General features: G+C 72.6%; 13 protein-coding genes. 7 read left to right on the top strand and 6 right to left on the bottom strand.

Annotated features, from left to right (window positions below; all coding sequences use genetic code 11):
• Positions 1–22: 22 nt before the first annotated feature.
• Both ACZ5HG_RS12470 and ACZ5HG_RS12465 read right to left on the bottom strand, forming a co-directional pair.
• Positions 23–814, bottom strand: coding sequence for a metal ABC transporter ATP-binding protein (locus ACZ5HG_RS12470; protein WP_464176707.1), 792 nt, complete (start codon positions 812–814; stop codon positions 23–25).
• Positions 811–1758: a metal ABC transporter substrate-binding protein gene (locus ACZ5HG_RS12465; RefSeq protein WP_464176705.1), complete on the bottom strand. Its 948-nt coding sequence runs from the start codon at positions 1756–1758 to the stop codon at positions 811–813. Before ACZ5HG_RS12465 ends, ACZ5HG_RS12470 begins: the two co-directional genes overlap by 4 nt.
• 141 nt (positions 1759–1899) lie before the next feature.
• Here ACZ5HG_RS12465 and ACZ5HG_RS12460 point away from each other — a divergent pair, with 141 nt between their 5' ends.
• Together ACZ5HG_RS12460 and ACZ5HG_RS12455 are read left to right on the top strand one after the other, a co-directional pair.
• On the top strand, positions 1900–3285 hold the full coding sequence (locus ACZ5HG_RS12460) for a glycine--tRNA ligase (protein ID WP_464176703.1): 1386 nt from the start codon (positions 1900–1902) through the stop codon (positions 3283–3285).
• Between the two features lie 11 nt (positions 3286–3296).
• Positions 3297–4502: a YibE/F family protein gene (locus ACZ5HG_RS12455; RefSeq protein WP_464176701.1), complete on the top strand. Its 1206-nt coding sequence runs from the start codon at positions 3297–3299 to the stop codon at positions 4500–4502.
• A 7-nt stretch (positions 4503–4509) separates the two neighbouring features.
• Here the strand turns inward: ACZ5HG_RS12455 and ACZ5HG_RS12450 are convergent, their stop codons facing one another.
• Positions 4510–4788: a helix-turn-helix domain-containing protein gene (locus ACZ5HG_RS12450; protein WP_464176699.1), complete on the bottom strand. Its 279-nt coding sequence runs from the start codon at positions 4786–4788 to the stop codon at positions 4510–4512.
• A gap of 68 nt (positions 4789–4856) precedes the next feature.
• Here ACZ5HG_RS12450 and map point away from each other — a divergent pair, with 68 nt between their 5' ends.
• The gene (map, locus tag ACZ5HG_RS12445; protein ID WP_464176697.1) at positions 4857–5633 is read left to right on the top strand and encodes a type I methionyl aminopeptidase; all 777 of its coding nucleotides are present in this window, start codon (positions 4857–4859) and stop codon (positions 5631–5633) included.
• A 112-nt stretch (positions 5634–5745) separates the two neighbouring features.
• Here the strand turns inward: map and ACZ5HG_RS12440 are convergent, their stop codons facing one another.
• Positions 5746–6987: a YibE/F family protein gene (locus tag ACZ5HG_RS12440; protein ID WP_464176695.1), complete on the bottom strand. Its 1242-nt coding sequence runs from the start codon at positions 6985–6987 to the stop codon at positions 5746–5748.
• A gap of 187 nt (positions 6988–7174) precedes the next feature.
• On the opposite strand from ACZ5HG_RS12440, the gene dusB reads away from it, so the two are divergent.
• Complete coding sequence (gene dusB / locus ACZ5HG_RS12435) at positions 7175–8338, top strand: tRNA dihydrouridine synthase DusB (RefSeq protein ID WP_464176693.1); 1164 nt, start codon at positions 7175–7177, stop codon at positions 8336–8338.
• Between the two features lie 132 nt (positions 8339–8470).
• Here dusB and ACZ5HG_RS12430 read toward each other — a convergent pair whose 3' ends face one another.
• Positions 8471–10222, bottom strand: a complete 1752-nt coding sequence (locus ACZ5HG_RS12430; RefSeq protein WP_464176691.1) for a glycoside hydrolase family 13 protein — start codon at positions 10220–10222, stop codon at positions 8471–8473.
• 71 nt (positions 10223–10293) lie between these two features.
• The gene (locus ACZ5HG_RS12425; RefSeq protein WP_464176689.1) at positions 10294–11331 is read right to left on the bottom strand and encodes a LacI family DNA-binding transcriptional regulator; all 1038 of its coding nucleotides are present in this window, start codon (positions 11329–11331) and stop codon (positions 10294–10296) included.
• A 209-nt stretch (positions 11332–11540) separates the two neighbouring features.
• Between ACZ5HG_RS12425 and ACZ5HG_RS12420 the strand changes: the two genes are divergently transcribed.
• The 3 genes from ACZ5HG_RS12420 to ACZ5HG_RS12410 all read left to right on the top strand — a co-directional run bounded on the left by ACZ5HG_RS12420 (position 11541) and on the right by ACZ5HG_RS12410 (position 15402).
• A complete protein-coding gene (locus ACZ5HG_RS12420; RefSeq protein ID WP_464176687.1) occupies positions 11541–12788 on the top strand; it encodes a sugar ABC transporter substrate-binding protein in 1248 nt (415 codons plus the stop codon).
• A gap of 101 nt (positions 12789–12889) precedes the next feature.
• Positions 12890–14515 carry an ABC transporter permease subunit gene (locus tag ACZ5HG_RS12415; protein ID WP_464176685.1) on the top strand — a complete coding sequence of 542 codons (1626 nt, stop codon included), beginning with the start codon at positions 12890–12892 and terminating at the stop codon, positions 14513–14515.
• On the top strand, positions 14515–15402 hold the full coding sequence (locus ACZ5HG_RS12410) for a sugar ABC transporter permease (RefSeq protein WP_464176683.1): 888 nt from the start codon (positions 14515–14517) through the stop codon (positions 15400–15402). The genes ACZ5HG_RS12415 and ACZ5HG_RS12410 overlap by 1 nt, the downstream gene beginning before the upstream one ends.
• Position 15403 lies beyond the last annotated feature (1 nt).

The raw sequence follows: 15403 nt of genomic DNA, 5'->3' as shown, positions 1-15403 counted from the left end.
GACCCGAGGGTCTCGAACCAGGTCACGGCAGGACCTCCAGGGAGAGCCCGGTCCCGGCCGCGGGGGGCTCGGGGTCGGCGTGCGGGTGCTCGTGGTCGTGCTCCGGGCCGGCGTGCTCGCCCAGCGCCCGGGGCGGCGGGCCGTCGTGCACCACGCGCCCGTGCCGCAGCACCACGGCGCGGTCGATCAGCGGGGCGAAGGAGCCGAGCTCGTGCAGGATCACCAGCACGGTCCCGCCGGCCTCGTGCAGCCGGGCGACGGTGGCGACGAAGGTCTCCTGGGTGGGCAGGTCGATCCCGGAGGTCGGCTCGTCCAGCACCAGCAGCTCGGGCTCGCGGACCAGCGCCCGGGCGATCAGCACGCGCTGCTGCTGCCCGCCGGACATCCGCAGCACGGAGCGGCCCGCGTGCGGGGCCATGCCGACCTCCTCCAGGGCGGCGACCGCACGGCGGCGGGCGTCACGCGGCGGACGGATCCGCCGGCCGTGCACCAGCCCGGACATCACCACCTCGACGGCGGTGGCGGGGACGCCGGCACCGGCGGGCATCCGCTGCGGCACGTAGCCGACGCGCTGCCAGGGCACCTCGGGGCCGAGCGGGGCGCCGAGCAGGCGCACCTCGCCGGCGCTGCGCGGCACGATCCCGAGCAGCGAGCGGACCAGCGTGGACTTGCCGGAGCCGTTGGCGCCGAGCAGGGCGACGACCTCGCCGGTGCGGACGGTCAGGTCCACGCCGGACAGGATCGCGTGCCCGCCCAGGGTGACGTCGACGCCGCGGGCCTCGACGGCCGGGGCGGGGGTGATCGCGTCGGTCATGAGCACGAGAGTGCCGTACGCAGCGCCTCGAGGTTGTCCTGCGCGATCGAGACGTAGTCCTGCGTGTCGTCGGTCAGGCCCTCCAGCGGGTCCAGCACGGCGGTCTCGACACCGAGCTCGTCGGCCAGGGTCTCGGCGACCTTGGGGCTGGCGAGGGTCTCGAAGAAGATCGTGGTGACGCCCTGGTCCTTGATCAGGTCGCCGACCTCGGCCAGGCGCGCGGGGGAGGGCTCGCCCTCGGGGTCGATGCCGGAGATGCCGACCTGCTGCAGGTCGTAGCGCTCGGCCAGGTAGGAGAACGCCTCGTGCGTGGTGACGATCGTGCGGCTCTGGCAGGTGGCCAGGCCGTCGGCGTACTGCTGGTCGAGCTCGGTCATCGCCGTGGTGAAGGCGGCGGCGTTGACGGTGTACTCGTCGGCGTGGTCGGGGTCGATCTCGGCGAGCTGCGCGGCGACGTCGTCGGCCACGGCGGGCAGGCGGGAGGGGTCGAGCCAGAAGTGCGGGTCCAGCGATCCCGATGAGGAATGGTCGTGGCCCTCTTCCTCCTCGCCGTCCTCGCTGTGCTCCGCGGCGTGCAGCTCGGTGTCCTCCGCGGCGTCGACCACGTGGGCCGGCGGGTTGGCGTCAACGGCGTCGTCCACGGCGGCCTGGAAGTCGGACAGGTACACCACGAGGTCCGCGCGGCCGACCTGGTCCACCTGCGCGGGGGACAGCTCGAGGTCGTGCGGCTCGGCGCCGGGCGGGGTCAGGCTGGAGACGTCCACCAGGTCGCCGCCGACCTGCTGCACCACGTACTGCAGCGGGTAGAACGAGGCGAGCACCGAGACCGCTCCGTCGCCGCCGCCGGTGCCGCCGCCCGCGTCGTCGTCCCCGGAGGAGCAGGCGGTCAGGAGCAGCGCGCCGGCCGCGAGCGTGGCGACGGCGGTGAGGGGGCGACGGATCATGACAGCCATTCTCATCTAGGTGAGAACGAGTGTCAAAACGCCTGGACGCGAGCGGCGCCCCACGCCCCGACCCCGGTAGCCTGTCGATCGATCTTCCCCGCACCACCCAGGCGCGGGGCCACCGGCACCAGGAGAACCACCGTGGCAGCACCCTCCCGTCTCGATTCCGTCGTCTCCCTCGCCAAGCGGCGCGGCTTCGTCTTCCAGAGCGGTGAGATCTACGGCGGATCCCGCTCCGCGTGGGACTACGGGCCCCTCGGCGTCGAGCTGAAGGAGAACATCAAGAAGCAGTGGTGGCGCACCGTCGTCCAGGGCCGTGACGACGTCGTCGGCCTGGACTCCGCGGTGATCCTGCCGCGCAAGGTGTGGGTCGCCTCCGGCCACGTCGGCGTCTTCACCGACCCGCTGACCGAGTGCCTGTCCTGCCACAAGCGGTTCCGCGAGGACCAGATGCTCGAGGAGTTCGAGGAGAAGAAGGGCCGCGCGCCCGAGGGCGGCCTGGCCGAGATCGCCTGCCCGAACTGCGGCACCCGTGGCCAGTGGACCGAGCCCCGCGACTTCAACATGATGCTGAAGACCTACCTCGGCCCGGTCGAGGACGAGTCCGGCCTGCACTACCTGCGCCCGGAGACCGCCCAGGGCATCTTCGTGAACTTCGCCAACGTGCTCACCACCGCGCGCAAGAAGCCGCCGTTCGGCATCGGCCAGATCGGCAAGTCCTTCCGCAACGAGATCACGCCGGGCAACTTCATCTTCCGCACCCGCGAGTTCGAGCAGATGGAGATGGAGTTCTTCGTCGAGCCCGGCACCGACGAGACGTGGCACCAGTACTGGATCGACACCCGCACCGACTGGTACGTCGACCTCGGCATCTCGCGCGAGAACCTGCGGCACTACGAGCACCCCGCCGAGAAGCTCTCGCACTACTCCAAGCGCACCGTCGACATCGAGTACCGCTTCGGCTTCAGCGGATCGGAGTGGGGCGAGCTCGAGGGCATCGCGAACCGCACCGACTTCGACCTGTCGACGCACAGCGAGCACTCCGGCCAGGACCTGTCGTACTTCGACCAGACGAAGGACGAGCGCTGGGTGCCCTACGTGATCGAGCCGGCCGCCGGCCTGACCCGCTCGCTGATGGCGTTCCTGGTCGAGTCGTACCACGAGGACGAGGCGCCCAACGCGAAGGGCGGCGTCGACAAGCGCACCGTGCTGCGCCTCGACCCGCGCCTGGCCCCGGTCAAGGCCGCGGTGCTGCCGCTGTCCCGCAACGAGGCGCTGTCGCCCAAGGCCCGCGACCTCGCCGCCGAGGTGCGCAAGAACTGGAACGTCGACTTCGACGACGCCGGTGCCATCGGCCGCCGCTACCGCCGTCAGGATGAGATCGGCACGCCGTTCTGCATCACGGTCGACTTCGACACCCTCGAGGACCAGGCCGTGACGATCCGCCACCGCGACGACATGTCGCAGCAGCGCGTCGCGCTCGACCAGGTCACCGCGTACCTGGCGCAGCACCTCGTCGGGGCCTGATCCGGCGCTCGATGACCCACACGCACGGGCCCGCCCCTGACCTGCCGGTCGGGAGGCGGGCCCGTGCCGTCGTGGTCGGGCTGCTGGTGCTGGCGGCGGTGGTCACGATCGCCGGGCTGGTCCGGCTCTGGCCGCACGGCGACCTGCCCGAGCTCAGCACCACCCCCGAGGGCTCCTCGTACCAGGTGGTGACGGTCACCGACGTCGACCTGCTCGCCGACTCGGCCACCGGCCCCGCGTTCCTCGCCGAGGAGGCCGACGGCAGCACCGTGACCGTGCAGGTGGCCCCGGAGTACCTCGACGTGATCGCGGTGGGGGACCGGGTGCGGGTGCTCGCGCTGCCGCAGGCCACCGGATCGGCCCCGTTCGTCTTCGTCGACCTGGTGCGCGGACCGCCGATGGCGCTGCTCGCCGCCGTGCTCGGCGTGCTGGTGCTCGCGGTGGCGCGCTGGCGCGGGCTCGGCGCGCTGCTCGGGCTGGCGGTGTCGGTCGGCGGGGTGCTGGTGTTCACCGTGCCCGCGCTGGTGCAGGGAGCGGCGGCGCTGCCGGTGGCCCTGGTGACCGCCTCGGCGCTGATGTTCGCGCTGCTCTACCTGGCGCACGGGATCTCGATCCGCACCTCCACCGCCCTGCTCGGCACCCTCGGCGGGCTGCTCGCCACCGGCGCGCTCGCGGCCTGGGCCACCGGCGCCACCCACCTGACCGGCCTCAACGGCGAGAACGTGCTCGACCTGCGCCAGCTCGCCCCCGAGGCGGACCTGCGCGGGCTGCTGCTGTGCGGCATGGTGCTCGCCGGGCTCGGCGTGCTCAACGACGTGACGATCACCCAGGCCTCGGCGGTGTGGGAGCTGCGGGCGGCCTCGGCCTCGGCCACCCGGCTCGACCTGTTCCGCGGCGGGATGCGGATCGGCCGGGACCACATCGCGTCCACGGTGTACACCGTCGCCTTCGCCTACCTCGGCGCCGCGCTGCCGCTGGTGATGCTGGTGGCGATGTCCGACCGCACGCTGCTCGACTCGCTGACCAGCGGGGAGATCGCCGAGGAGATCGTCCGGACGCTGGTCGGGTCGATCGGGCTGGTGCTGGCGATCCCGCTGACGACCGCGGTGGCGGCGGCGCTGGTGCCGGCGCCGGTCGCGGGCGGGGCAGGGGCTGCCGTCGGTGGCGGGGCGATCGAGGCGGATCCGAGCGATCCTGTGGCGGCGCCCGAGCGCTGAGCGCGCGTCAGGACGCCAGCGACGCCGGTGCCTCGGCGGGCTCGCAGCGGGTGATCTCCGCCCACACCGCGTCGAGGGACAGCCCCAGCACGTCGGCGATGGCGGCGATCGTCGGGAACGCCGGTGTCGCCACGCGTCCGGACTCGATCTTGCGCAGGGTCTCCGGCGAGACCTCGGCGGCCAGCGCGACGGTCAGCATCGAGCGCTCGCCGCGCGCCGTGCGCAGCAGGGCACCCAGCCGGCGCCCGCGCTCGACCTCGGCGGGGGTGAGCGGCAGTCGGACCATGCGTCCGATAGTAATACCGGGATAGTCTGACCGGGATAGTTGTTGGACAGACAGATGAAGGTGCCCCGATGATCGAGATCCTCACCCCCGCCGAGGTCCACCGCGCGCAGGACACCGGCGCGCTGGTCGCCGACATCCTGCAGACGCTCAAGGGCCGCGCGACCGTCGGCACCAACCTGCTGGAGATCGACCGCTGGGCCAAGGAGATGATCCTCGGCGCCGGGGCGGTGTCCTGCTACGTCGACTACGCGCCGTCCTTCGGGCGCGGCCCGTTCGGGCACTACATCTGCACCTCGGTCAACGACGCGGTCCTGCACGGCCTGCCGCACGACTACACGCTGGCCGACGGCGACCTGCTCAGCCTCGACCTGGCGATCTCCCTCGGCGGCCTGGTCACCGACTCCGCGATCAGCTTCGTGGTCGGTGCGAAGCGCGACCCGGCCGACCTGGCGATGATCGACGCCACCGAGCGGGCCCTCGCCGCGGGGATCGCGGTGGCCGGGCCGGGGGCGCGGATCGGCGACATCTCGCACGCGATCGGGCAGGTGCTCCAGGGCGCCGGCTACCAGGTGAACACCGAGTTCGGCGGCCACGGCGTCGGCTCGACCATGCACCAGGACCCGCACATCTCCAACCTCGGCCGTCCGGGTCGGGGCTACACGCTGCGCCCCGGGCTGCTGCTCGCGATCGAGCCGTGGATCATGGCCGACACCGACGAGCTCGTCACGGACGCCGACGGCTGGACCCTGCGCAGCGCCACCGGCGCCCGCACCGCCCACAGCGAGCACACCGTCGCCATCACCGAGGACGGCGCCCAGATCCTCACGCTGCCCGCCGCGCGCTGATCCGCGGGCGGTCCCACGCTCGCCGAGTTGTCAAGAATTGCCGCTTCCCGGCGCCGCGAAGCGACAACTACTGACAACTCGGCGCGGGCTGGGACTGCGCGGGCGTCGGCGCTCAGTCGTGCGCGTGGGAGTGCGCGTGCGCGTGGGAGTGCGGGTGCGTGGCGGCGTGACCGGGGACGCGGGTGCGGGTGACGACCAGCGCGGCTATCGCGGTCGTCAGCGGGATCGCCAGCACCAGGCCGATCGACCCGACGAACGTGCGCACGATCTCCTCGGCGAACTCCCCGCCGGTCAGCGTCGGCAGCAGGGGCAGCTGGTAGATCTGGAGCAGCAGGAGCACCGGCAGGGCCGCGCCGGTGTACGCGAAGGCGATCGTGTAGACCGTCGACGCGATGTGGTCCCGACCGATCCGCATGCCCCCGTCGAACAGCTCGCGCCATCCCGCCTGCGGGGAGAGCGCCCGCAGCTCCCAGACCGCCGACGCCTGGGTGATCGTCACGTCGTTGAGCACGCCGAGGCCGGCGAGCACCAGCCCGCACAGGAACAGCCCGCGCAGCGAGGTCGCCCCGCTCTCGCCGAGCAGCTGCGACAGGCGGTAGGAGTCCTCCGAGGTCACGCCGCTCAGGTGCGCCCACTCGGCGCCGAGCACGCCGAGGCCGGTGGTGAGCGCGAGCCCGGTCAGCGTGCCGAGCAGCGCGGTCGACGTGCGCAGCGAGAGCCCGTGCGCCAGGTAGAGCACCACGGTCATGATCAGCGTGGAGGCGCTCAGGGCGACGACCACGGCGTTCTCGCCGTGCAGCAGCGCGGGCAGCACGTACCAGCCGATCACCGCGAACGCGATGGCCAGTCCGATCAGCGCGCGCAGCCCGCGCGCCCGTGCCACCAGGATGATCGCCAGCGCGAACGCCGCCGCGATGGTGAGCAGCGGGATCGACCGCTCGTAGTCGTGCCAGGCCCACACCTCCTCGTCGGTGCCGGTGGCGGGGTAGCGCTCGACCACGATCCGCGTGCCGTCCGGGACGTCGGACGCCGAGGTGCCCGCCGTCGCCCACACGGAGATCTCCCGGCCCTTCTCGGAGCCGCTGGTGACCGTGGCGTGCACCCGCAGGCAGGGGACGCGCTCCGGGATCGTGCCGTCGGTGCGCCGGTCCTCGACGGTGCCCTCGCAGGACTCCAGGCTGGTGCCGGTGACCCTCGCCGAGGGGTACTCGGTGTCGACGGCCTCGATGCTGCGCGCGGTGACGGCGGTGCCGTCCGGCCAGGTCAGCGCCATCCCCACCCCGGCGAGCAGCACCAGGGGGACCAGCACGGCGAGGATGATCAGGCGGGTGCGGCGGGCGGCGTCGGAGGGCACCCGGCGATTGTGCCCGCTCCACGCGCACTCGTCCCGCCCCGCACCCGCCCCGCACCCGCCCCGCACCCGCCCCGTCACGCCGAGGTTGCACGAATGCACCCTTCGATCGCGCTGAAGCCTGCGTTCGTGCAACCTCGGCGCAGGCCCCGCGCGCGAGGGTCCGCGGCGGGTGGGGGAGAATGGCGGGATGACTGCTCCGACCACCGCCGTGCTGCCGCCGCTGCGCATCGGGCCGCTGACCGTGGACACCCCCGTGGTGCTCGCGCCGATGGCCGGTGTCACCAACGCGGCCTTCCGTCGGCTGTGCCGCGAGTCCGGCGCCGGCCTCTACGTCGCCGAGATGGTGACCTCGCGGGCGCTGGTGGAGCGCGGCGAGGAGTCGATGCGGATCATCTCGCACGCCCCGGACGAGAAGCCGCGCTCGGTGCAGGTGTACGGCGTGGACCCGGCGACCGTCGGCGCCGCCGTGCACCTGATCGCCTCGGAGGACCGCGCGGACCACGTCGACCTCAACTTCGGCTGCCCGGTGCCCAAGGTCACCCGTCGGGGCGGTGGCTCGGCGCTGCCGTGGAAGGCGGAGCTGTTCCGCTCGATCCTGCAGGCGGCGGTCAAGGCCGCGGAGCCCTACGGGGTGCCGGTCACGGTGAAGATGCGCAAGGGCATCGACGACGACCACCTCACGTACCTCGAGGCCGGCCTGGTCGCGCAGGACCTCGGCGTCGCGGCGGTCGCCCTGCACGCCCGCACCGCCGAGCAGTACTACTCCGGCACCGCGGACTGGGAGTCGATCGCGCGGCTCAAGCAGACCGTGACCGACATCCCGGTGCTCGGCAACGGCGACATCTGGTCCGCCGAGGACGCGCTCGAGATGGTCCGGCAGACCGGCTGCGACGGCGTCGTGGTCGGTCGCGGCTGCCAGGGCCGCCCGTGGCTGTTCGCGGACCTCGCGGCGGCGTTCGCCGGTGACGACACCCGGGTCACCCCGGGCGCGCGCTACGTCGCGCAGGTGATCCGCCGGCACGCCGAGCTGATGGTCGAGGCCTTCGGCGACGAGGGCAAGGCCCTGCGCGAGCTGCGCAAGCACATGGCCTGGTACTGGAAGGGCTACGTCGTCGGCGGGGAGCAGCGTGCCGCCCTGGGGCTGGTGTCGAGCCTGGCCGAGCTGGACGACCGGTTGGCCGCCCTCGACCTGGACCAGCCCTACCCGGGTGCCGCCGCCGAGGGCCAGCGCGGCCGTGCCGGCACGCCGAAGCGCCCGCACCTGCCCGACGGCTGGCTCGACTCGCGCGAGCTGTCCGAGGACTTCCGCCGCGGCCTGCACGAGGCCGAGCTCAGCGTCTCCGGCGGCTGACCCGCACGCTGCGCGCCCGCTGGCCGCACGCGCTCACGCCCGCGAGCCGCACGCGCCGAGAGGACGGCAGTTGTCGTCTCCCGAGCCCGGGAAGCGACAGCTGCTGTCCTCTCGGCGGCAGGACCGCCCGGCTCAGCGCGTGCGGAGCCAGACGGTGGTGTCGGCGGGGAGCACGTCCGCGGGGGCGGGCGCGTCCGTCGTGAGCGCCGAGGTCAGCACGACCTCCGCGCCGGCGGGCAGATCGACCGGCTCCGAGCCGAGGTTCGCGACGACCAGCAGGTCGCCGTTGCGCACGGCGATCACGGTGGGGTGCTCGGCGTAGGCCGGCTCCCACGCCGCACCGCCGAGGCCCAGCCGCTCGGCACGGCGCAGCCGCAGGGCCGCGCGGTACAGCTCCAGCGTCGAGCCGGGCACCCCGTCCTGCGCGTCGGCGGCGTAGGCGGCCCAGGAGGCGGGCTGCGGCAGCCAGGTCGCGCCGGTCGGGGAGTAGCCGAACGCCGGGGCGTCGGCCTGCCAGGGCAGCGGCACGCGGCAGCCGTCGCGGCCGAGCTCGACGCCGTCGGTGCGGAAGTACGACGGGTCCTGGCGCAGCGTGTCGTCCAGCGCGGTGTGCTCGGGCAGGCCGAGCTCCTCGCCCTGGTAGACGTAGGCGGAGCCGGGCAGCGCGAGCATGAGCAGGGTCGCGGCGCGGGCACGGCGCAGGCCGAGCTCCTCGTCGGGCTGCACGTCGCGGTGGCCGATGCCGTTGGGGCGGTCGCCCTGCACCGCGCCGGGCAGGCCGAGGCGGGAGGTGTGCCGGACGACGTCGTGGTTCGACAGCACCCAGGAGGTCGGGGCACCGACGGTGTCGTTCACCGCGTAGGAGGCCTCGATCACCGCGCGCAGCGCCGGGGCGTCCCAGCCGGTCGCGAGGAAGGCGAAGTTGAACGCCTGGTGGGCCTCGTCGGCGCGCACGTACCGGGCCAGCCGGCTCAGCGGCTCCACCCAGGCCTCCGCCACGAGCATCCGGTCGCCCTCGTACTCGTCGAGGATCGCGCGCCAGGCGCGGTAGATCTCGTGCACGCCGTCCTGGTCGAACATCGGGCCCTGGTTGCCGGAGCCGTTCACCGCGTCGGCGCGGTCGACGTCCTCCGCCGCGCCCTCGATCATCGACACGGTGCCGTCCCAGTCGGGCAGCCCGTCCTGCTTGACCATGCCGTGCGCGACGTCCACCCGGAACCCGTCGACGCCGCGGTCCAGCCAGAAGCGCAGCACGTCCTCGAACTCGGCGCGGACCTCGGGGTTGGACCAGTCGAGATCGGGCTGCCGGCTGTCGAACAGGTGCAGGTACCACTGCCGGTCGGTGGCGCCGTGGCGCTCGGGGTCCAGCCGGGTCCACGCGGGTCCGCCGAAGATCGACTGCCAGTTGTTCGGCGGCTCGGTGCCGTCCTCGCCGCGCCCCTCGCGGAACAGGTAGCGGGCGCGCTCGGCGGATCCCGGCTCGGCGGCCAGCGCGTCGGCGAACCAGCGGTGGTCGTCGGAGGTGTGGTTCGGCACCAGGTCGACGACCACGCGCAGGCCGAGCTCGTGCGCGCGGGCGAGCAGCGCGTCGAAGTCGGCCAGGGTGCCGAACAGCGGGTCCACGTCGCGGTAGTCGGCCACGTCGTAGCCGGCGTCGGCCTGCGGGGAGCGGTAGAAGGGCGACAGCCAGACCGCGTCGACCCCGAGCGCCGCCAGGTGGTCCAGGTGCGCGGTGACGCCGGGCAGGTCGCCGATGCCGTCGCCGTCGGCGTCCGCGAAGGACCGCGGGTACACCTGGTAGATCACGGCGTCGCGCCACCAGGGTCCGTCGGTCGGCCCGGCGGGGTGCACCTGGAGGGGGGCGGCGGGCGCGGTGGAGGTCACGGGGGCAGGAACGGTCACGGTGGAGCCTTCGGGTCGGGAGCGGGTGCCGGCCGCGGCCGACGTCGGGATGGTCAGGCGCGCGCGGGTGCGGCGCCGGTGGAGCCGCGCACGATGAGCTCGGGGTGGAACAGCAGCTCCGTGCGCGAGGCCGGGGTGCCGCTGATGTCGGCCATCAGCGCGGCGACCGCGGCCTGGCTGAGCGCGGCGACCGGCTGGCGGACGGTGGTGAGCGGCGGGTCGGTGAAGCCGATCAGCGGGGAGTCGTCGAAGCCGACCACGGACAGGTCGCCGGGCACGTCCATCCCGCGGGAGCGGGCGGCCCGGATCGCGCCGAGGGCCATCAGGTCGGAGCCGCTGAGGATCGCGGTGTGCCCGCTGTCGATCAGCTCGTGCGCGGCCTGGGTGCCGCCCTCGACGGTGAACAGCGTGGACACCACGTGCGGGGCGGCGTCCTCGATGCCGAGCCGGCTGCGCAGCAGCGACGTGAACGCCTCGACCTTGCGCCGGGCGGGCACGAAGCGGGTGGGGCCGACGGCCAGTCCGACCGAGCGGTGGCCGAGCGCGAGCACGTGGGCGAGGGCCTGCTCGACGGCCACGGCGTCGTCGGTGGAGACGACGGGGGCGTCCACGTCGTCCGCCCGGCCGTTGACCAGCACGATCGGCATCCCGCGCCCGCGCAGCACGTGGTAGCGCTCGGTGCTGGCGGTGGTGTCGGCGTGCAGGCCGGAGACGAAGATGATCCCGGCGACCTCGTGCTCGAGCAGGATCTCGACGTAGTTGTCCTCGGTGGTGCCGCCGGGGGACTGGGTGCACAGCAGCGGCGTGTAGCCGCGCCGGGTCAGCATCGACTCGATGCTCTGCGCCATCGCGGGGAACACCGGGTTGGACAGCTCGGGCACCACGAGGCCGATCAGGCCGGTGGAGCGGGCGCGCAGGGTGGAGGGGCGCTCGTAGCCGAGCACGTCCAGGGCGGCCATCACGGCCTCGCGCGCCTGGGTGGAGACGCCGGGCTTGCCGTTGAGCACGCGGGAGACCGTCGCGGTGGAGACGCCCGCCTGCTCGGCGAGGTCGGTCAGACGGGTGCGCACGGAGGCGAGCGTAAGGGACATGGCACCTCCTCGTCGTCGTTGAGCGCGGGTGATCGCCGGAACCGGTCCCAGGACGCGCCGGGGCGCGCCGGCGACCACGGTGCAAGCGCTGACGGAGAATTACCGTAACGCCTTGCAACGAGCCGATCAACTGGGCTAACGTCCGGGACCGTCAAGCCGAGGACGGCGCACGAGCCGCCCGGCACACTTCCTGCGAGACGGAGACGACGATGCGACGGAGCATCCCTCTGCTGGCGACCGCCCTGGGCCTGTCCCTGGTGCTGGCCGGCTGCTCGGGCGGCGGCGAGGACGCCCCCGAGGGCGACGAGACCACGGCGGCAGCGGGGTCCGCCGGCACGCTGACGGTCTGGGTGGACGACACCCGCTCGGGCCCGGTCAAGGAGGTCGCGAAGACCTTCGAGGCGGACACCGGCGTCACGGTGAAGTTCGTGCAGAAGGACTTCGGCGACATCCGGGACGACTTCATCTCCCAGGTGCCCGCGGGTCAGGGGCCGGACATCATCGTCGGCGCGCACGACTGGCTGGGCAAGCTCGTGCAGAACGGCGTGGTCGCCCCGATCGAGCTCGGCGACAAGGCCGGCGACTTCCTCGACGTGGCCGTGGACGCCATGAGCTACGAGGGCACCCTGTACGGCCTGCCGTACTCGGTGGAGAACATCGCGCTGGTGAAGAACAACGCCCTGATCAGCGACCCGACGCCGGACACCTTCGACGCCCTGGTCGCGCAGGCGCAGGGCCTCGGCCTGGAACACTCCGTGCTGATCCAGCAGGACGAGACCACCGGCGACCCGTACCACCTGTACCCGCTCCAGACGTCCTTCGGCGCCCCGGTGTTCGGCCTGGACGACACCGGCGCCTACGACGGCAGCCAGCTCGCCATGGACACTCCCGAGGGCCAGGCCTTCGCCGCCTACGTGCAGAAGCTCGGCGCCGAGGGCGTGATCAAGACGACCGTCTCCGGCGACATCGCCAAGGAGGCGTTCCTCCAGGGCAAGGCGCCGTACATGATCACCGGCCCGTGGAACGCGGGCGACTTCGTGGACGCCGGGCTCGACATCTCGATCGAGGCGATCCCCTCCGCCGGTGGCGGGAAGTCCCAGCCCTTCGTGGGCGTGCAGGGCTTCTTCATCAGCGCCAAGAGCGAGAACGCGCTGCTCGCCAACGAGTTCGTCGTCAACTACCTGGGCACCGAGGACGTGCAGCTCGCGCTCTACGAGGCCGGCGGTCGTGCCCCGGCCCTGTCCGCCGCGGTCGAGAAGATCGCCGACGACCCGGTGGTGGCGGGCTTCGCCGCCGTCGGCACCAACGGCGTGCCGATGCCCTCGATCCCCGCGATGGACTCGGTCTGGGCCGACTGGGGCGCCACCGAGGTGGCCCTGGTGAACCAGCAGGGCGACCCCGCCGCGCTGTGGACCCAGATGTGCGCCGCGATCGCCGGGAAGATCGCCGCCGGCTGAGCACCGCCGCGCCGGGCGGGTGGCGACCTGCCGCCCGCCCGGCGCCCGCCCGCCCGCCCGGCCCCAGCCCGCACGATCGCCCTCAGCGTGGAGACGAGACCATGAGCAGCACCACGACGCGTCCGGCGTCGGACACCCCGCCCGAGGCCCCGCACGGCCCGGCACCCCGCGCCCGCACCTGGATCGGTGCGCAGACCTTCTCGACCGGCTTCGTCGTGAAGCTCGTGCTGGTCGGCCTCGTCGACGCCCTGGGCGTCTACGGCGTGCTGGCCGCCGCCGCGCAGCAGCAGTGGGGGATCGTCGCGTTCCTCGCCGCCGCGCTGCTGGTGGTCAACGTCGTGTACTTCTCCCGGCGCGCCGTGCCCGCCAAGTACCTGGTGCCCGGCCTGCTGTTCCTGCTGGTCTACCAGGTGTTCGTGGTCGGCTACACCGGCTGGACGGCGTTCACCAACTACGGCGACGGCCACAACTCCACCCGCGAGGACGCCGTCGAGGCGATCCTGGTGCAGGACGAGGCCCGGGTGCCGGACTCGCCGACCTACCCGCTGTCCGTGCTGGAGGGCGGCGACGGTCTGGCGCTCGCGGTGGTGGACCCCGCCGACGGCGACGTGCTGGTCGGCGCGGCGGAGCAGCCGCTGGAGCCGGCCCCGGACGCGACCGTCGAGGGCGGGAAGGTCACCGCCGTCCCCGGGTACCGGGTGCTCGGCTTCGCCGAGGTGGTCGCCCAGCAGCAGGAGGTCTTCGCGCTGCGGGTGCCGATGTCCGAGGACCCGAACGACGGATCGCTGCGCACCACCGACGGGTCCTCCGGCTACGTCTACGTGTCGACCAAGGTCTACGACGAGGCCGCCGGCACGATCACCGACACCTCCACCGGCACCGTCTACACCGCCGACGAGGCCACCGGGTCGTTCCGCGCGCCGGACGGCGCCGAGCTCGGCACCGGATGGCGGGTGGTGGTCGGCCTCGAGAACTTCACGCGGGTGCTGGGCGACGCCTCGCTGCGCGGGCCGTTCCTCGGGGTGCTGGTGTGGACCTTCGTCTTCGCCATCGCCTCGGTGGTGCTGACCTTCGGGCTCGGCCTGTTCCTGGCGATCACGCTGAACGACTGGCGGGTGCGCGGGCGGCGGCTGTACCGCTCGCTGCTGATCGTGCCCTACGCCTTCCCGGCGTTCCTGTCGGCGCTGGTCTGGCAGGGGATGCTCAACCGCGACTACGGCTTCATCAACCAGACGCTGCTCGGCGGCGCGGAGATCCCGTGGCTGACCGATCCCGTGCTGGCCAAGGTCGCGGTGCTGACGGTCAACCTGTGGCTGGGCTTCCCGTACATGTTCCTGATCTGCACCGGCGCGTTGCAGTCGATCCCGAGCGAGGTCTACGAGGCCGGCCGGATCGACGGGGCGAAGCCGTGGCGGCTGTTCCGCTCGATCACCATGCCGCTGCTGCTGGTGTCGACCGCCCCGCTGCTGATCTCGTCCTTCGCCTTCAACTTCAACAACTTCAACGTGATCTACCTGACCACCGAGGGCGGCCCGAAGGACCTGTCGGCCCCGGTGGACGTCGGGGCCACCGACATCCTCATCACCTTCGTCTACAAGATCGCGTTCGGCGGGGTGAACCGGCAGTACGGCCTGGCCTGCGCGGTGTCGATCCTCATCTTCCTGATCGTCGCCACGATCTCCGCGATCTCCTTCCGCAAGACCCGCGCCCTCGAGGAGCTGAGCTGATGTCGACCATGCAGACCCAGGAACGGCGGCTGCCCGCGGGACGCTGGTGGCGCGAGATCGGCTGGCGGCACGTCGTGGCCGCGGTGGCGCTGGTGTTCGCGATCTTCCCGATCCTCTACGTGCTGTCGTCCTCGCTGAACCCGTCCGGCTCGCTCACCGGCTCCAACCGGCTGTTCGCCACCGTGTCGACGCAGAACTACGTGGACCTGTTCACCGACCCGGTGCACCCCTACGCCAAGTGGTTCGTGAACACGCTGGTGATCGCGGGCGTCACGGCGATCGGCACGGTGTTCCTCGGCGCGTGCGCGGCCTACGCGTTCTCGCGCTTCCGGTTCCGCGGCCGGCGCGGCGGGCTGCTGTCGCTGCTGCTGATCCAGATGTTCCCGCAGCTGCTGGCCTACGTGGCGATCTTCCTGCTGATGGTGACGCTCAAGGATCTGTTCCCGGCGATCGGTCTCGGCAGCCGGCTCGGCCTGATCCTGGTGTACCTGGGCGGCGCGCTCGGCGTGAACACGTACCTGATGTACGGCTTCTTCAACACGATCCCGCGCGAGCTCGACGAGGCGGCGAAGATCGACGGCGCCAGCCACGCGCAGACGTTCTTCACGATCATCCTGCGGCTGGTCGCGCCGATCCTCGCGGTGGTGGGCCTGCTGTCCTTCGTCGGGACGTTCTCGGACTTCCTGATCGCGTCGATCGTGCTGGTGGACCCGGACAAGCAGACCCTCGCTGTCGGCCTCTACCAGTACGTCAGCCAGCGGTTCTCCGAGTACTGGGGCGTGTTCGCCGCCGGTGCGGTGATCGCGGCGGTGCCGGTGATCCTGCTGTTCCAGTTCCTGCAGCGCTACATCGTGTCCGGTCTGACCGCCGGCTCCGTGAAGGGATGAC

The sequence above is a fragment of the Cellulomonas sp. GTC20042 genome, assembly GCF_055389595.1.
The sequence above is the reverse complement of the archived record's forward strand: the minus strand, read 5'-3'. Positions and strand labels throughout refer to the sequence as shown.